Here is a 17,240-nt window from a genome sequence, read left to right as displayed (position 1 = left end):
AGCTTGTGCCGATCTGACCGCTCCGCCGACGCGCGTGGGTCAGGAGTGCCTGATCTGGGTGTGCCCTCACGATGAGGGGGCCTATCGTAAGGAGTCACGACGATCCTTAAATCACTGACGGTAGTGGGCGCAAGCGATAGGAGCACGGCCAGTGGTGACCCGCGCGGAGCGGAACTCGACTGATCCAGATCTGGGCGTACTGGCGGGTCGCCTCTTGTTCGCGGTGCAGCGCGAACTGTTCACGTCGCTGGCGGAGCTGGGTTTCGATGACTTGAAGTACAGGCACGGCGCTGTCCTGGCCTACCTCGATGCCGACGGGGTGCGCCCGTCCGAGCTGTCTCGGCTGTCACACCAGCACAAACAGAACATCGGGACACTCATCGACGAGCTGGAGGCTCTGGGGTACGTCGAGCGACGGCCGGACCCGAGCGACCGTCGGGCCAAGCTTGTTTTCCCGACGGCCCGCGGCCTGGCGCAAATGCGCGCTGCTGACCTCATCCTGGCCGCCATGCAGCGGCGCCACGCACAGATCGTGGGACGAGAGGACTACGAGCGGTTCAAGCGCATCTTCTTTCAGGTCACCGAGAATCAGCGCGGTTACGCCACGCAACTCCCCGACGAGTGACCGAATACACGGCAGGTGACGCGCGGGGCGGCCTCGGCAGCAGCTGGTGGCGGCCGAGCGCGATCACGGTGCGCACGGCGATGCCTCCGATGAACACGGTGATCGCCGCGAGCACCACGTAGTGGTACATGACGTAGCCGCTCGGCCTGGTGCCGTTGACCCAGTGCATCGCCACGTTGGCCACCGCGGCCCAGCTGAAGGTGAATGCCCAGGTGCTGGGCATGAACGGCAGCCTCAGGTAGGCGGGCAGCAGTCGCATCTGGGACAGGACCATCAGCAGGCCGTAGCCGGCCAGCATCGAGGCGAAGGTGTCCACGCGGTCACCGGTCATCGTGAAGTAGGCCAGGCTCGCGACCGCAGGAGGGGCGACCTCGATGGCCACCGTCGGCAGCAGCGGTCCCGGCAGCAACGGCCGGAAGAACATCCGCATCAGGATGACCGAGCCGACGACGAACCAGCAGACCATGCCGAGCCCGAACATGACCTCGGCCAGCCGTGGCTGGCCCACGGCGGCGGCCGCGGCTGCTGCGACCAGGCCGCCGGCGACGGTCGGCAGGAAGTAGCCGGGATGGAACTTGTCGATGTCGACCGGGCCGTAGATCCACTGACCGGTGAACCAGGACCCGAGCAGGACGGTCAGACCGATGAACACGTCGGTCACGATGGCGCCGGCCACGGGCGCGTACGGATAGAGACCTTCGGCCGCCAACAGCATCGGTGTGATCACGGCCAGGGACGCGAAGGGGCCCGCGACGTTGTCGAGCAGGTCGCGGGCGAAGGCGGCCCGGTCGAACAGAGCATCGCGAACGTAGCGGCTGACGACGAACAGCCACACCAGCGCGGCGACGACGAGGATCGCCTCGCCGAACGCCGGCGGGGCGAGCCCGTACTCCGCCGCCGTCAGCCAGCATCCGCCCAACCCGGCTAATCCGAACGGCATTCCGAAGAAGTTGAGCGGTACCCGTGCGACGGGCATGATCGCGGTTCCTCTCATCAGTGGCTGCACGCCCTCATTCACCGGCCCATGGGCACTGGCGCGCTCGCTCCGAGGGTCGTCGTGAGGTGCTCGGCGAGTCGGGCGGCCTGGCCCCGTATCTCCGGGACGGAAATGGCTTCCCAGACAGTGCCCCTGGTCGGCGGGCCGACGGAGTACATGCCCGGAACGGCATCACCGTGGCTGTCGAGAAGCTCGCCGCGCTCCGTGCACGCCACGCCGAGTCCGAGGGGGTCGGGCGCGATGACGCCGCGGTCGAGCAGCGTGCGCAGTAGCGGGTCGGTGGTTCTCGTGATGTCGCTCGACGGGCCGGTGCAGTTGACGATGGCGTCCGACTCGAGCGTGGTGTTGCTGAGGTTCGCGCGGCAGCGGCTGCCGAGGTCTTCCACGGACCGGAGTCCGCCGCTGTGGAGAGTGAACCGCCCGGTTTCGGTATAAGCCCTGACCCGGGCGGCGATCTGAGGAGCCATCCGGTTGCGATGCACGTGCCAGTCGTGCTCGTACTCAGCGAGGAAGCGGCGGCGCTGGTTCCGGTCGAGGCGGCGCCAGATCGGCTGGGACTGCGGGCGGAGGCCGTCGAGAACTGCGCGCCAGCCGACGCCCCGGCGCCGGGCCAGTGCGATCTGGTCATGGACCAGTTCGGCGAGACCGTCCACGGTCAACGGCCCGGGCGGAATCGGGGTCACCCATTCCGCCGGCACGTCCTCCAGATGAGCACGCGGAAGGTCACCACGGCGGCTCACCATCGCCACTCGACGCTGCGGGGCGTCGTCCAGGAGCGTGAGAGCGACATCGACGGCAGTGAGCCCGCTTCCGACGATGACGATGGTGGCGTCGTCGGGCACCCGCGCGAGGGCCCCGAGATCCCAGGGGTTCTGCAGGTGCCATGCGGCGTCCGGAAGCGACTGCGCCGTGGTGGTCGTCAACCGGTGGGGCGCGCCGACTCCGTACGCGAGCACGACCGACCTGGCCTGTGTGTTCGTGCCGTCCGTGGCGATCTCGAAGCCACCGTCGTGGGCCACCACGTCCTCGACCCGCGCATCGACGACGTGCAACCGATGCTCACCGAACTCGGCGACCAGGTCCCGCAAGTAGTTGCCGTAAGCCATCCGCGGCAGGAAGTCAGTGGGTTTCCACCCCCGGCCGGCGCGCCGGGCCCAGTCGACGAAGTGGTCGGGCTCATCCGGAAATGCGCTCATCATCTGCGCGCGCAGGTTGAGCAGATGCCGCTCGTCGGTCGTGCCGTAGGCGACGCCGAGATGGCGCCGTCGCGAGTCGGCTTCGAACAGCACGACCCGAAGGTTCGGATCGCTGCTTGCGCGCAGCAGATGAAGCGCGCTCAGCGTCCCGCTCGCACCCCCACCGACGATCGCCACGGTTGGCGGCGGACAGCCCAGGCTCCTCGAACCGTCAGGGAACTTTCCACTCACGCTGCACTCCCATGGATATCGGCTCACGGCTCGCGCGGAAGCGGTACCTGCCGTGGACCCCTCGTAGCCGCGACAGGTACCGCCGGGCGGAACCGATCGTGGAGTGGGATCGACCGAGTAGCGGCCGACTCAGCTGTCGGTACCCAGCAGAACCGGCGCCTTCTCCGGTCAGCGCTTGGTGTACGCGTCGGCGATCTGGCCCACGAGCACAGCGAAGGGCATGTCGAGAGCGGCGTAGACGTCGACGGCGAGCGGGTCGGCGTTGTCGGCGAGGATCTCGACCATCACGTTCGAGTAGTCGACCGGAATCACTCCGGCCTGCGTCATCCGCAGCAGACCGGCTTCCCGCTTGGCCTGCCAGAACGTTCCGGAAGCGTCGATCGCGGCGTAGGTTTTGAACCCTTCGGCCAGCGCGGCCATCGCCGGCAGCGCCAGACATACCTCGGTCGACACTCCGGCAATGATCAGGTTCTTTCGACCGGTTGCCCGGATGGCCTCGACGACGCGTTCGTCGTCCCAGGCGTTGACGGTGGACCGGTCGATCACCGTCAGGTCGGCAGGCAGTGCGGCGGCCAGTTCCGGAATGAGCGGGCCCCACATGCTGTCTGCTGCGGTCGTGGTGACCACCAACGGCAGCCCCAGTACCTGGCCGGCCTTGGCCAGTGCCACGACGTTGTGTTTCAGGTCGCCGACTGAGATGTCCCGGACGCCGCTGTAGAGGCCGACCTGGTGGTCGACGAGCACCACCGCTGCGTTGTCTCGGGTCAACCGCTCGGTGAATGTGCTTGCAGACATGACTTCTGCTTCTCCTTCACTTGGGACAGTCGATGCTCGGCATGAGCGAAACGCCGAGCAGAAGATCGGCTGACGTCACGTGCACCAGGGCGCATGTTGTCATAAACCAGGACTAACACAGGCCTCAGGCCGACGCAAGGTCGCGCCGTTATGGGGCCACCGCCGAACAGCCCTGCGTTCCTCACCGCGACCACAGGAGCCCGCTTGTCCATTGCGATCAGGAATCGCATATATCCGCAGCTCAGAGCCCTGTCAATCACCAGAACACAGGGTGACCCACGGCCTTGCGGAACATCGAACGGCACTCGATGACGATCTTCAGAAAGTCAGGCCGACCTGCTTGCCTCGCCGGCAAATGGCGCATGCTGGTCACGTATTCGGACTATTGTGGCCCCGCCGTCGTCAGCACCCCTGCCGAATCGGTCGATCCGGAGGTCACCGCTGCAGGTACCCGGCGTCCACCGGCAACGTGACGCCGGTGACGTAGCGGGCCTCCTCGGAAGCGAGCCAGGCGATCGCGTTCGAGACGTCCGCAGGCTCGACCATCTCCACCGGCAGCGCGTTCTGCAGGCTGAACGACCCGTCCGCACTCAACAGCGCCTGCGCCATGAACTCGTTCACGATCATCGGCGTGTTCACGCCCGTCGGGTGCACCGAGTTCACGCGGATGAAGTAGGGAGCCAACTCGTTGGCCAGACTGCGCATCAGACCGACCAGGCCGTGCTTCGCCGAGACGTAGTGGGTCGCGCCCGGCATGCCCTTCAGACCGAAGGCCGAGCTGGTGATGACGATCGAGCCACCGTTGCCGGCCTCGACCATCGCCGGCACCGCCGCCCTCACGGTCTTCCACACCCCGGTGAGGTCGACCGCGATCATCTCCTCCCACTCCTCGTCGGTGATCGACCAGGTGTTCTCCACGACCCCGCCGATTCCCGCGTTGGCACACACCACGTCCAGACGCCCGAAATCGCGCACTCCCCCATCGACCAGCGCCTGCACCGCAGCCGAGTCCCGCACGTCCGCCTCACCCGCCACGATCCCGCGGCCCAGCTCCTCCACCAGCTTCACCGTCTCCGCGAGGTCCTCCGGCGTGGCCAGCGGGTAGGGCACCGTGTCGAGCTGGCGGCACACGTCGAACGCGATGATGTCCGCACCCTCCTGCGCCAGCCGCACCGCGTGCGACCGGCCCTGCCCCCGCGCCGCGCCGGAGACCAGAGCGACCTTGCCCTCGAGACGTCCTGCCATCGTGATCTCCTCGTCGTCCTGGTTTCAGAGGCGAAGTTCCGGGCGCCTCGTTTCTGGGCATCACAGGCGCCGGCAGCGCGACATCGAGCGATTCGCCCGGAATGCCACATGGAGGCTCGGCCGGATCAGGAGCATCACACGACCCGCCGCCGAGCATGGTGATAGATAATGACTAACACATGGATGATCCGCGGTGCAAGGTCGCGCCGCGGCGGACCGCCGGTCCGCCGGGCGTACGTTCATCACCGCGGCTCACACATCCGGCGATCAACGGGACGGACAGGATAGCTGCCAGCAGGAACAGCCATCGGGGACGGACGCGTCCTACGTCACCACAGGGACAGCGAACGCACTCGACGAGGAGCCTCAGGTTACCCGGGAGATCGCCAGCCCCCGTCGCCACGCGGTGTATCATTCGTCATAGATCGTGACTACTATTGTGTGCAAAGATCTGCTCGACCGGTGAGGCTGCACCCCCGGGAGGTACGAGTGAAGGTCCTCGTGCTCGGTGATCCCGTTGTCAGGGAAACGACATCCGAATGGGAGATCTACTGATGCGTCCGTACGACATCGTGATCATCGGTGCCGGGACGGCCGGTTGTGTGCTCGCGTCCCGCCTGACCGAGGACGCCGGCACGCGGGTGCTGCTGCTGGAGGCAGGGAGTCGGGACGCGCTGCCCGCCGTCGCCGATCCCCAGGCCTGGCCGTCATTGGCGGGTTCCTCGATGGACTGGGGTGACGTGTCGGTGAGCGTGCCCGGCAGCCCGCGCGTGCGGTTGACGCGCGGTCGGGGTGTGGGTGGGTCCTCGGCGATCAATGCGATGTCGTTCATCCGGGGCCACCGGGCGAGCTACGACGCGTGGGTTGCGGCGGGGGCGAAGGGCTGGGGGTTCGACGACCTGCTGCCGTTCTTCACACGCAGTGAGCACGTCGAGGACCGTGACCCGGCTCTGCGGGGCCACGGCGGTCCGTTGCGGTTGTGGCGGGTGTCCCCGCCGCACCCACTGTCGGAGGCCATGCTGGCAGCGGCTCGCCAGATCGGTCATCCGGTCGTCGACGACATCGACAGCGGCGTCCAGGAGGGATTCGGCTGGGCGGAGTTCACGATCGTCGACGGCAGGCGGCAGAGCGCGGCGGACGCCTACCTGGGGCCTGCACTGCACCGGCCCAACCTCGATCTCGTCACCGACGCGCTGGTGCACCGTCTCCTCTTCAGCGGCGGGCGCTGCACCGGTGTCGAGTACGGTGTCGGCTCGCAGTCCTTCCGTGTGGACTGCGGCCGTGACGTCGTGCTGGCAGCCGGTGCGATCGGCTCGCCGCAGCTGTTGATGCGCTCCGGCGTCGGACCGCAGTCACACCTGCGCGAGGTCGGGGTCCCGGTCGTCGTCGACCTTCCCGGGGTGGGCACGAACCTGCACGACCACCCACTGACCGGCGTGGTGTACCGATCGCGGCAGCCCGTCGTGGCCGGCGTGGGCAACGGCGGGGGCGAGGCCAAGGGCACGATCCGCACCACTCCCGAGGCGGGGTGGCCGGACGTGCAGCTGTTCTGCGCGGTCGCGCCGATGCTGGGCGACACGGTCCCGAGCCCGGAGCGAGGCGCCGGCTACACCGTCGTGGTCGCGGTCCTGGCGCCGTTCAGCCGGGGTTCGGTCCGGTTGGCGAGCGCCGACCCGCACGCGGCGCCGCTGATCGACCCGGGCTACTACACCGACAGGCGGGATCTCGACGCCGCGGTGGCGGGGCTGCGCGCCGCACGTGACCTGGGGAACGCACGAGCGTTCGCGCCGTGGCGGGGCGACGAAGCTCAACCCGGCCCCGAGGTGAGCGACGACCACCAGCTGCGTGACTACGCACGCCGTAGCGTGCACACCTACTTCCACTACGCCGGGACCTGTCGCATGGGTACCGACGAGCACGCCGTGGCCGACCCGGACCTGCGAGTGCATGGGGTCGAGGGGTTGCGCGTGATCGACGCCTCGGTGATGCCGTCCCCGGTCAACGCCAACACCAACGCCACCGTGTACGCAATCGCCGAACGCGCGGCCCACCTTCTGCGTGCCCAATCGGCTCGGTAGGTCTCGGCTCATGTCGAACCGACTCGACTTCGAGTCGATCTCCCCCTGGACGAACGTCTACCTCTTATGCGAGCGAGGTCCTGTGCGTTGCGCGTAGATCAGCACAGACGCACCGACAGAGAAGACGAAGATCCCCCGCCTCGAATACTGGTCATCGAGGACCGGACGGCTCGCTCGAATACGGTCGTATCAGCGGCGCTCGAACTGCGCGACCACCTTGTCAGTACGGTTCCCACCGCCATGGCCGGGTTGCGGTCAGCCGTCACCGCCCGGCCCCATCTCGTGCTGTTGGACCTGGAGTTGCCCGATCAGTGCGCGATCGACTTGTTACCCGCTTTGCGGGCCGCCGCGCGAGCTCCGGTCATTGCCATCACCTCCCGGGCCGACGAGTGCCATATCGTCACAGCACTGAACGCCGGCGCCGACAGCTGTCTGATTCGTCCGTTCAGTGCCGACCTGTTGCTGGCCAAGGTCGGGGCCGCCCTCCGGGCCGACGCCGGCCAGCTGCCGGATCCACCGATACTCGTCTTCGGCGGATTGGCCATCGACATCGAGAACCGGGTCGTCGAGTTGGACGGCGGAACGCTGTGCCTCTCCCCCAAGGAGTACGACCTGCTGGTGTACATGGCTCTTCGCGCGGGCGAAGTGGTCCCCCTTCGCGACCTGCTGACGGAGGTGTGGCGACTACCGGACACCTATCGCTGCACCACGGTTCAGGTCCATATCTCCTGGCTGCGCAGCAAGCTGCGAGAGACCGCAAGGAAGCCGCGATACCTCCACACCGTCCCGGGGGCTGGGCTGCGTTTCGAGGTTCCGCAGGATCCACCGGACACAGCCCATATGTGAATGAGACCCGCCATCGGACCCACCCAGGAGAAGGCATCCATGTTCTACACCACCATGTCGATCCCGGCCGCCGACCGCGAGGCGGCGCGGGTGATCACCGCAGCGAAGGCAGGCCGGTCACTGCCCGACCCCACAACGCCCGACGGGCTGGCGATGCTGCGGTCGTCCACGAGTGGCGTACCGCGAGCCGAAGGTGCTGTGGACACGCTGATTCCGGGTGCTGCCGGCGATGTGCGTGTCCGGGTCATCCGGCCGGAAGGGGAAGCTCGTGCCGTCCTGTTCGACGTGCACGGCGGCGGCTGGTTCGGGGGCAGCCCCGAAGAGAACGACCACGCCAACGAACTCATCGCCCGGGAAGCCGGCGTGGTGGCGGTGAGCGTCGACTACCGACTGGCGCCCGAACATCCCTACCCGGCCTGCCTCGAGGACGTGCTGGCCGCCGTCGAGTGGTTGTTCGACCACGCAGCTTCCGAGTTCGGCACCGAGAAGCTGCTCATCAGCGGAAACTCCGTGGGCGCGCATCTTGCTGCGCTGGCGGTGCTCCACGTTCGGCACAGGCACGACGCGATGGAACGCGTGGTCGGAGTCAGCCTCGCCTACGGCGTCTTCGACCCGTCACTGACCCTTGCCGAGCGCCTGGCGACACCCACCACGCCGGTCCTCAGCACGTCGTTCCTGCGGAACACCCGCAAGCTGATCTTCCCCGACACGGCCGCGGTGCTGCGGAACCCCACGATCTCCCCGCTGTACGCCGATCTCACCGGTCTGCCACCTGCGCTGTTCACCATCGGGGAGCTCGACCCGCTGCTCGACGACGTCCTGTTCATGGCAGAGCGCTGGCGCGCGGCCGGCAATGAGGCCGAGATCGACTTCTACCCCGGAGCCATCCACGGGTTCATGAACCTCGTGCCTCCGCTCGGGGAACACGCACTGCATCGGATCAGCTCCTGGATCGACGATCATCTGCTCACCTAGCACCTAGCCAGTGTCAACTACAAGGACCACCTCGGGGTGGGCACCGGGGAACTGCCCGATCTCACGTGGCCACGAGTCCCGTTCGTTGACGCCAGCGCCGAAGTTGTCGAATTCGGCGAGGGTGTCACAAATGTTGCAGTGGAGAGCCACTTCGGAAAAGTGGCGATAATGATGTGATCGCCACTCCGGCGGATCGACGCCACAGCGCGGCAAGGTGGTGGGTATCAGCCCGCCACACCCACCGCCGACCACGCGACGCCCGTGATCTCGAACGGCGGTGGTGGAAGCTGGGCGGCGCAATGAGCCCGCAGCGCCGCCTGCCGTGCGTCGTCGAGCCCGGCCACGTAGCTGCCGGTGGAGCCGACGCCGAGCGTCAACGGTTCCCACCAGTCCTCGAAGGTCGGGTAGGTGACCCTGACGGCCAGCTCGCCGGACCGGACGTCCCGCAGTCCGGCCGCGGCGAACAGCTCGGCGAGCCGACCCTCGCGCGTGCCGGCTCGATCGGACTCGACGACGTCCGGGTCGAGGTCGTGCGCCACCCGCCAGAACGGGGACAACGGGCCTCGGCCGCCCCCGTTGTCCCAGACACACGCGGCGACGAGCCCGCCGGAGCGCGTGACGCGGGCCATCTCCGTCAGGCCGGCGACGGCATCGGCCATGAAATGCACGACGAGCTGCGCGGCGGCGACGTCGAAGACGGCATCCTCGAACGGCAGACGCTCCGCCGCGGCACGACGGACGTCGACCCCGGGCAGGCGCGTTCGCACGGCGGCGACGAACGACTCGGACGGGTCGACGGCAGCGACGGCGCCGGCCCCCAGGTGTTCGGCGAGCACCGCGGTCAGTGCACCTGATCCGCAGCCGACGTCCAGGGCACGCCGGCCCTGCCGTAGCTGCAGCAGATCGGCGAACCGCCTCGCGAGCGGCTCGGAGAAGCGGCCCATGAAGCGCCCGTAGGCATCGGCGGTGACGTCGAAGCTCATCCCTTCATCGTGGCTCGCTGCGGCCGTGCCCGAGCACTTCAGCCTGGTGATCTTCCCCGCGATGCGCGCGCTCAGCGTCCAGGTACCGGAGCCGGTCGAGCCCTGTCCGGCGACGCTCCGGCCGTAGCCTGCCACCAGCGGCGCGACGCCAACGCGGCCAGCCCGGCCCCGGCAGCGTTGAGCAGTACATCGTCCACAGACGACACCCGGTCCAACCGCAGGACGTACTGCGCGACCTCGACCAGGACCGAACAGCCCGCCGCGAGCAGCAGGACCCGCGGGACCGACGCCAGCGCCGCGAACCGCATCGGGGCGAGGAAGCCCAGCGCCGCGAACACCAGCAGGTTGCCCACGACCTGGCCCGTCGCCGTCAGCGGCCCGGCTGCGATGATCGTGACCAGATCCCGCAGCGGCACCAGGCTCACCCGACCCGGGACGGCACCGGCCTGACTCCCCGGCAACATGATCATCCACACCAACGGCGCCGTCCCGTAGACGATGCCGACCTCGGCCAGCGCCATCCGCCACGCCGGCGTGGCGCCGGCGACCCGCCGACGACGGGCCAGAACCCACACCAGCAGCGCAGCCAGCGGCAGTGCGGCCAGCGTGAGGAGCACGCCACCGGTGAACGTGCCGAACCAGAAGTGCCACCCCCCGGCCATGTCACCCCCGCTTCCGTCCGGCGGCGGAATCTACCCGGGCCCGGCCGCGCGCCCTCGCGTCAGCCCGCCACCAGGACCCGTTCGAGCGTGGCGTAACCGGCCGGTTCCCAGGTCGGTTTGCCTCCGGGCAGACCACGCCTCCCGTTCCGTCCGATCCAGATCAGGCCCAGAGCCCGGAGTACCGCCCAGCCCCGCGCCCGGGTGATCGTCGCGTCGTCGGCGAGCGCATAGGCGTCGAAGAACCGGCTCGCCGTGCCGGCAGGCAGGAGGATCCAGGCGGCTGAGAGATCAGTTGCGGGATCGCCTGCGCACATATCGCCGAAGTCGATGACCCCGGCAAGCATCCCGTCCCGGACGACCACGTTCGCCGGATGCAGATCGCCGTGCAGCCACAGCGGCGCACCGTGCCAGACGGGCGCTGCCACGGCTTCCTCCCAGACCTCCCGGGCGCGGCCGACGCTCGGGTGGTCGGCGATGACGTCGAACCCGCCGTCGACCCCCTTCTGCATCTCGGCCAGCGGCATGCCACGCGTGGGGTTGGCCGGTGCGTCGGCGGGCGCCTGGTCGTGCAGCGCGCGAAGGAACTCCGCGAGGATCTCGGCCGCATCGATGCGGGTGATCGGCGCGCGATCGGCCGGATCACCCGGAACCCAGCGCGCGATCGTCCAGGTGTGCTCGAACAGGCTCGAAGGCCTGCCGATGCGCACCGGGACGGGCGTCGGCAGCGGCAGGCGGTTCGCCAGCACCGGCAGCCACGTCTGCTCGGTGTGCAGCAGAGCAGGCGCGCGCTCGGTGCGTGGCAGGCGCACGGCCAGCTCGTCGCCGAGTCGCCATTGCTGGTTGTCCCAGCCGCCGTCGACGTCCCGGAGCTCGAGGTCGGCGAGATCCGGATGCTGATCCCGGAGCAGAGCCCGCACCAGGTCCTGCTCGAACCTGAGCTCCTTCATCGGTGGTCCCCCCGATCGCTGCACGCGCAGGCACGTTAGACCCGGGACGAACGCCGTCAGCGGGTAGGTTTGCCCCGACGCAGGTGGCATCGAGCCATTGAGGGGGCGTATGGCCAAGAGGCAGCCCGGGGCATTCGACACCTGGGAACTCGATGCCCCCCAGCTTCAGGACCGATCCGCCGAGCTGTGGGACCACTCCTACGGGCCTGTCGCGAGGCGCCTGCTGACCTCCGCGACCCGTTGTTATGCCTCCAAGGGCTTCCAGGCGACCACCACCCGCGACATCAGCGGTGGCGCCGGGTTGAGTCCCGCCGCGATGTACGTCCACTTCCCGTCCAAGGAAGCGATCCTGTTCGAAATCGCCCGGACCGCCCATGTGAAGGCCCTGGACGACATGCGCTCCCCTGCACAGGACGACCTGGTGGAACGGATCTGGCACATCGTCTATCGCCACGTGGCCTGGAATGCTCGCTATCACGTGGCGGCCAGGGTGGCGCAGTACGAGCTGGCCAATCTGACCCCGGAGAACTACGCGTCGATCCGCGAGATCCGGCGGGAGACCAACCGTGTCTACCGCAGCATCGTCGCCGACGGGGTCGAAGACGGGGTCTTCGTGCCCATCGACATCAAACGTGTCGTCCGGGGCATCATCGCCCTCGCCGTCGACCCGGTCCGCTGGTACCGGCACAGCGGCACCGACAGCCCGGAAGACCTCGGCGAGTTCTACGCAGGTCTCGCGCTCGCGATGCTGACCAGCACACCACCGGTGCCTGCCTCGCGCACGGAGCCTTCGGACCCCACGCAGGCGGGCGAGCCCGCTCGCTGACGGTCGACGCCGGCTCCGGCGCTTGACATCAACTCCGGCAGGCACGATCCTTTGGCCAGCCTGATTATGCGCTTAGTCATTGGCCGGTTAATGACGCTCCGGCTATAGAGGCATGTGATGGTCAGTGGTTCTCAGCCCGCCCGCATCAGCCACGGCAGGGCAATTCCGGTTTGCCAACGACGACATAACGGATTCGAGGTCACGATGGGACAAGGTGCGCCGTCAACTCGTGAGGTGACGGTCGTGCTGGACGGATACTCCTTCCTGGAGTGTCCGCGGTGGCATGACGGCCGGCTGTGGGTCTCCGACTTCTACACCAACCAGGTTGTGTCGACCGACGGTCGCGGTCACGTCGAGGTTGTGGCCGAGGTGCCGCGCCAGCCCGGCGGGATCGGTTTCCTTCCTGACGGACGCGCGCTCATCGTGTCGATGCGTGATCACCGCATCCTGGTGCGCGATGAGTCAGGGTCGCTCGCCGAGCACGCCGATCTGTCCGGCGCGGTCCCGGGGCTGCTCAACGACATGGTCGTCGACGATCGCGGACGTGCCTTCGTGGGCAACTTCGGCTTCGACCTCATGGGTGGAGCCCCGTTGCGTCACACCACGATCACGCGGGTCGACGTGGACGGCACTGTGGCCACGGTGGCCGACGACCTGTGTTTTCCGAACGGCATGGTGATCCTCGGCGGGAACGTTCTGGTCGTCGCGGAGACGTTCGCGGGGCGGCTGACCGCGTTCGACATCGCGGAGGACGGCGGGCTGGGCAATCGGCGCGTGTGGGCCCAGTTCGGTGAGCCACCGCAGACCGAGGACGTCGGGGAGGCCGTCGAGCTGCTCCAGGTCGGTCCTGATGGCATCTGCGCAGACGCGGAGGGTGCGATCTGGGTGGCTGACGCCCTCCACGCCCGCGTGATCCGGGTGCAGGAGGGCGGCGAGATCCTCGACGAGATCCCGACCGGGCTCGCGGTCTTCGCCTGCATGCTCGGCGGTGACGACGGCTGCACGCTCTTCCTGTGCACTGCTCCTTCCTTTCCCGAGCACGAACGCCGGCCGGTTCGCGAGGCGCAGCTCATGGCTGTCCGGGTGGACGTTCCCCACGCAGAGTTGCCTTGATCGTCGGCCCCGCCGCCCATGGAATGGAGGCTCCTCGTGGAGGTGTCCTGCGCTTTTCCGACCGCTCTGGATTCCCCTGCCAACATTGCTCTGGCCGAGCAGCTGGGATACGCGCGAGCGTGGGTCTATGACACGCCCCAGCAGAGCACGGACGTGTGGATGACCCTGGCGCTGGCCGCTGAACGAACCGAACGGATCGGTCTCGGTCCGGGTGTGCTGGTGCCCAGCCTGCGACACCCGATGGTCAACGCTGCGGCGACCGCCACCCTCGCCGCGCTGGCTCCGGGTCGGGTCTCGATCGCCTTCGGCACGGGGTTCACCGGCCGCCGCGCGATGGGGTACCGCGCCATCACGTGGGCCTACATGGAGTCGTACATCCGCGCGTACCGCGGGCTGTTGCAGGGCGAGGTCGTGGAGTGGGAGGGGGCGCAGATGCAGATGCTGCATCCCGATGGGCACGCGCCCGCACGCCCGGTCGACGTCCCCATCCTGGTCGGCGCGCTGGGCCCCAAGGGCCACAAGGTCGCCAAGGAACTCGGCGACGGGCTGTATGTGACCCTTCGGCTGCCCGAGTTCATCACCGAGTACTCCTGGGTTCCCAACCTCGTGTGGGGCACGGTGCTCGACGAGGGAGAGGCCACCGACTCCGACCACGCCCGGCTCGCCGCTGGACCGGGGTGGGCGCTGGCCTATCACGGGGCCTACGAGTTCGGGGGGCCCTCTGCCGTGCATGACCTGCCGGGCGGCGCGGAGTGGATGGACGTGGTGAACCGGACTCCGGAAGATCGACGGCACCTCGCGGTTCACGCGGGTCACTGCGTCGAGATCGGTGAAGCCGATCGAGCGGCATGGGACGCCGGCGGCCACGCGATCCTTCGGGACGTGACGATCAGCGGTACTCGCGACCAGGTCCGGCATCGCCTCGACGAGTTCGCCTCGAAGGGTGTCACCGAGATCGTGTTCCAGCCGTGCGGACCCGACATCCGGGCCGAGCTCGAGAGGTTCCTCGACGCAGCGACGGCCTGACAGCGACGTCGCTCCGAGTCGGCGACGTGCTCGGCAGCGGCTGGTGGAAACGGCCGGTCAGGTGGTGGCGGCTGCGCAGCTCAGGACGAACCCCAGGAGCAGCAACCAGGAGCGCACGCCTTGGAAGGACTCCCAGCGGCGGCGGGTCCGCTCCCAGTCGGCGGGCGGGTGTGCGGGGTCCCAGCGTCCGGTGGCGGCGTTGATCGGGACGTTGACGACGACGGTGGACGCCACGGCAACGGCGAAGGCCGCCGCTGCCGACCAGGACAGCAGCGCGGGCCCGCGCCCGTCGGCCGCAGCGGCAATGCCGAGGACGACGCACAGGGTCATCCCGACGGGCATGACACGTCCGTAGGTCCTGAGCAGGCCTTGTTCGACGGTGATGCGCTCGGTGGCGGGGAGGCGGCGCAGCACGGGATGGACGAAGGCATAGGAGCCGAACTCCGCGCAGGAGATGAATCCGGTGACGAGCAACGTGGCGAGGGTCAGCAGGTTCACGGTGCCTCCTGGGGTCGGGGCCGCGTTGCCGCGGCGGCACGCACGGCGGTCAGGGCCGCGTCGATCAGGGCGTCGGGGTCGGGCCAGGGCATGTCGGGTTTGGTGATGCGCAGATCGACGATGCCGTGGAGGGAGGCCCACAGCTCGGTCGCCAGCATGGGCGCCACGTCCCGTCGCTCGGCTTGCACGCACGCGGCAACCGCGTCGAGCAGGGCCCGGTGAGACGCCGCCCCGGGGTGTTCGGTGTCGGGATCGAGGCCCAGGCCTGCCGCGCCCGCGTTCGTGGCGCTGAACAACACGCGGTAGTGCCCCGGCCGGTGCAGGCCGGACCGCACGTAGGCGCGCGACATCGCCTCGAGGCGAAGCAAGGGCACCTCGCCTGCCGAGTCGGCGGCGGTCCGGAGCTCGTCGGTGAACGCGGCGAACCGCTCGGCAACGACCACGCGGAGCAGCGCTTGTTTGTCCGGGAAGTGGCGGTACACCGAGGGTGCCGTGACTCCGGCGGCGGTGGCGACGCTGCGCATCGTGACCGCGTCGACGTCGCCAAGCTGCGCGAGCAGGTCGGTCGCGACGCGGACCACGAGGTCACGCAGCTCGTGCCCGGTGCCGCGGCGACGGCGGTGGGGTGCGGTCACGGGGCGGTCGTGTCGTCGGGGAGCTGCACCCGCACCAGGACCCGGCCGCGCCCGACCTCCGCGCGCACGTCGGCGGCGTCGGGGGTGCCGTCGGCGCCGACCCGGACGCGTGCCCAGCGCCCGTACGGGCGGTGGTCGCGCACGAGTGCGGTGAGCGCCTCGGCGACGGCATCAGGTTCGCGCACGGCCTCGGCCCGGGCGCCGACTCTGCGTCCCCGCAGCCGTAGCTCCACCGGCACACCACCGGCGAGGTTGCGCCACCACCTGCTGTTGGTGGTGATGAGCAGCTCACGGCCGCGTTGCAGGTAGTTGACCGGGATGGCATACCGCTCGCCACTGCGGAGCCCGACGAAGGTCAGGACGAGCCTCCTGGTGCTCAGCAGCGGATGCAGCGGCGAAGACAGGACAGCGGCCGGGACCCGGTTGACCAGCGAGGTCCTGGCCATCACGCACCGCCCCGTCGCCGACCCATCCCGTCGGCCTCCGCCCCCGCTACCGCCTCGAGTGCCTGCCCCAGCTGGTGCAGCATGGTTCCCCCCGCATGCTAACAAACGTTACTATAACGGACGTTAGCATACATGTGGGATGCGAGAAGAGATCGCGTCGCACCGCCCGGGCTACGCGACGATCTGTTGGCGCCGTCTCGCCGCGACGGGACGGATCACCAGGTCACTCCGCATCTCCATCCGGCTGCCGCCCCAGGTGGTAGCCCAGGCGAAACTCGTAGTCGCCGGCTTGGTTACGCCCCGCCGCGATCGCGGCGGGCAGCCTGCGCTGGGAGCCCGGCCAACCGAAGGACGCGAAGTAGATGTCATAGGAGGACTTGATGTCCTCCGCGGACGGCAACGTGTACCGGTTGACCTGCCCCTTGACCGCAGTGATCGAGTCCTTGTCGAACGACGCGATCCGCCGGGCGAGGGTGTCCACCAACCCGTCCAGTTCGGCGTCGGGGACGGCGCGGTTGACCCACCCGTACCGCTCGGCCAGGTCGGCCGGGTAGTCGTCGCTGGTGAGGATGACCTCCAGCGCCCGCGCCCGGCCGAGCAGCAGCGGCAGGTGCTCGAGACCACCGCCGCCGGGCAGGTTGCCGTTCGCGGTCTCCGGCTGGCCGAACAGTGCCCCGTCACCGGCGAAGCGCATGTCCATCGCCTGGGCGAACTCGCAGCCGACTCCCCTGACCCGCCCCCGGATCTTCGCGATCGACACCACGGGCAGGCGTGACAGCCGTGTGCCGGCGTCGATGACCAGCGGGTAGCCGGTCACTCCCAGGCCCGTCGGTGTCTCGGCGACCCGGGAGGTGTCGTAGTGGTTCAGGAAGTAGTCCGGGTTCGCCGACTCGAACACCACCACCCGCAGGTCGGGCGCGGCTTCCATCTCGTCGATCAACTCCGGAAGCTCGGTGAGCATCTCCGGGGTGACCAGGTTGATCGGCGGGCTGTCGAACGTCACCCGCCACAGGCGCCCGGTCTCGGCGGTCACGGTGAAATGGGTCCACTGCCTCACGGTTCGGTTCCTTTCTCCCAGGTGATGCCGCTCAGACTCACCCGTGTCGCCGACCGCCG

The 17,240-nt window shown here is 68.7% G+C and carries 18 protein-coding genes; 7 read left to right on the top strand and 11 right to left on the bottom strand.

The window, feature by feature from the left end; translation table 11 throughout:
• Positions 1-154: 154 nt before the first annotated feature.
• The gene (locus HF577_RS10225) at positions 155-625 is read left to right on the top strand and encodes a MarR family winged helix-turn-helix transcriptional regulator (protein WP_312859051.1); all 471 of its coding nucleotides are present in this window, start codon (positions 155-157) and stop codon (positions 623-625) included.
• Here HF577_RS10225 and HF577_RS10220 read toward each other — a convergent pair.
• The 4 genes from HF577_RS10220 to HF577_RS10205 form a co-directional block, all read right to left on the bottom strand.
• Complete coding sequence (locus HF577_RS10220) at positions 579-1,601, bottom strand: SLAC1 family transporter (RefSeq protein WP_169395534.1); 1,023 nt, start codon at positions 1,599-1,601, stop codon at positions 579-581. The two genes, HF577_RS10225 and HF577_RS10220, sit on opposite strands and share 47 nt — an antisense overlap.
• Before the next feature lie 38 nt (positions 1,602-1,639).
• Positions 1,640-2,995, bottom strand: a complete 1,356-nt coding sequence (locus tag HF577_RS10215; protein ID WP_169395533.1) for an FAD/NAD(P)-binding protein — start codon at positions 2,993-2,995, stop codon at positions 1,640-1,642.
• Between the two features lie 222 nt (positions 2,996-3,217).
• On the bottom strand, positions 3,218-3,796 hold the full coding sequence (locus HF577_RS10210) for an isochorismatase family protein (protein ID WP_312859050.1): 579 nt from the start codon (positions 3,794-3,796) through the stop codon (positions 3,218-3,220).
• A gap of 483 nt (positions 3,797-4,279) precedes the next feature.
• Positions 4,280-5,089, bottom strand: a complete 810-nt coding sequence (locus HF577_RS10205; protein WP_169395530.1) for a mycofactocin-coupled SDR family oxidoreductase — start codon at positions 5,087-5,089, stop codon at positions 4,280-4,282.
• A 539-nt stretch (positions 5,090-5,628) separates the two neighbouring features.
• On the opposite strand from HF577_RS10205, the gene HF577_RS10200 reads away from it, so the two are divergent.
• From HF577_RS10200 to HF577_RS10190, 3 genes are all read left to right on the top strand, one after another.
• Complete coding sequence (locus tag HF577_RS10200) at positions 5,629-7,167, top strand: GMC family oxidoreductase (protein WP_211174054.1); 1,539 nt, start codon at positions 5,629-5,631, stop codon at positions 7,165-7,167.
• A gap of 66 nt (positions 7,168-7,233) precedes the next feature.
• Positions 7,234-8,013 carry a response regulator transcription factor gene (locus HF577_RS10195; protein WP_169395528.1) on the top strand — a complete coding sequence of 260 codons (780 nt, stop codon included), beginning with the start codon at positions 7,234-7,236 and terminating at the stop codon, positions 8,011-8,013.
• Positions 8,014-8,052: 39 nt separating this feature from the next.
• Positions 8,053-8,988, top strand: coding sequence for an alpha/beta hydrolase (locus HF577_RS10190; RefSeq protein WP_169395527.1), 936 nt, complete (start codon positions 8,053-8,055; stop codon positions 8,986-8,988).
• Positions 8,989-9,212: 224 nt separating this feature from the next.
• On the opposite strand, the gene HF577_RS10185 is transcribed toward HF577_RS10190, so the two are convergent.
• From HF577_RS10185 to HF577_RS10175, 3 genes are all read right to left on the bottom strand, one after another.
• On the bottom strand, positions 9,213-9,971 hold the full coding sequence (locus HF577_RS10185) for a class I SAM-dependent methyltransferase (protein ID WP_169395526.1): 759 nt from the start codon (positions 9,969-9,971) through the stop codon (positions 9,213-9,215).
• Positions 9,972-10,042: 71 nt separating this feature from the next.
• The gene (locus HF577_RS10180) at positions 10,043-10,633 is read right to left on the bottom strand and encodes a VanZ family protein (protein WP_169395525.1); all 591 of its coding nucleotides are present in this window, start codon (positions 10,631-10,633) and stop codon (positions 10,043-10,045) included.
• 59 nt (positions 10,634-10,692) lie between these two features.
• Positions 10,693-11,670, bottom strand: coding sequence for an aminoglycoside phosphotransferase family protein (locus HF577_RS10175; RefSeq protein WP_246266179.1), 978 nt, complete (start codon positions 11,668-11,670; stop codon positions 10,693-10,695).
• A 19-nt stretch (positions 11,671-11,689) separates the two neighbouring features.
• Here HF577_RS10175 and HF577_RS10170 point away from each other — a divergent pair, with 19 nt between their 5' ends.
• From HF577_RS10170 to HF577_RS10160, 3 genes are all read left to right on the top strand, one after another.
• Positions 11,690-12,406, top strand: coding sequence for a TetR/AcrR family transcriptional regulator (locus HF577_RS10170; RefSeq protein ID WP_169395524.1), 717 nt, complete (start codon positions 11,690-11,692; stop codon positions 12,404-12,406).
• 204 nt (positions 12,407-12,610) lie between these two features.
• On the top strand, positions 12,611-13,519 hold the full coding sequence (locus HF577_RS10165) for an SMP-30/gluconolactonase/LRE family protein (protein WP_169395523.1): 909 nt from the start codon (positions 12,611-12,613) through the stop codon (positions 13,517-13,519).
• A gap of 18 nt (positions 13,520-13,537) precedes the next feature.
• Positions 13,538-14,545 (top strand): LLM class flavin-dependent oxidoreductase, encoded by a 1,008-nt coding sequence (locus HF577_RS10160; RefSeq protein ID WP_211174053.1) that lies wholly within the window; start codon positions 13,538-13,540, stop codon positions 14,543-14,545.
• Between the two features lie 57 nt (positions 14,546-14,602).
• Here the strand turns inward: HF577_RS10160 and HF577_RS10155 are convergent, their stop codons facing one another.
• From HF577_RS10155 to HF577_RS10140, 4 genes are all read right to left on the bottom strand, one after another.
• Entirely contained in the window at positions 14,603-15,043 is a 441-nt protein-coding gene (locus HF577_RS10155; RefSeq protein WP_169395521.1) for an anthrone oxygenase family protein, read from the bottom strand.
• Positions 15,040-15,678, bottom strand: coding sequence for a TetR/AcrR family transcriptional regulator (locus tag HF577_RS10150; RefSeq protein ID WP_169395519.1), 639 nt, complete (start codon positions 15,676-15,678; stop codon positions 15,040-15,042). The genes HF577_RS10155 and HF577_RS10150 overlap by 4 nt, the downstream gene beginning before the upstream one ends.
• Positions 15,675-16,124, bottom strand: coding sequence for a hypothetical protein (locus HF577_RS10145; RefSeq protein ID WP_169395518.1), 450 nt, complete (start codon positions 16,122-16,124; stop codon positions 15,675-15,677). The genes HF577_RS10150 and HF577_RS10145 overlap by 4 nt, the downstream gene beginning before the upstream one ends.
• A gap of 223 nt (positions 16,125-16,347) precedes the next feature.
• The gene (locus HF577_RS10140) at positions 16,348-17,181 is read right to left on the bottom strand and encodes an enoyl-CoA hydratase/isomerase family protein (protein ID WP_169395517.1); all 834 of its coding nucleotides are present in this window, start codon (positions 17,179-17,181) and stop codon (positions 16,348-16,350) included.
• Positions 17,182-17,240: the final 59 nt, after the last annotated feature.

Source organism: Pseudonocardia xinjiangensis (assembly GCF_012911925.1).
Classification (GTDB): Bacteria; Actinomycetota; Actinomycetes; order Mycobacteriales; family Pseudonocardiaceae; genus Pseudonocardia; species Pseudonocardia xinjiangensis.
Note: the sequence above shows the minus strand (reverse complement) of the source record. Positions and strands in the feature narration are given on the sequence as shown.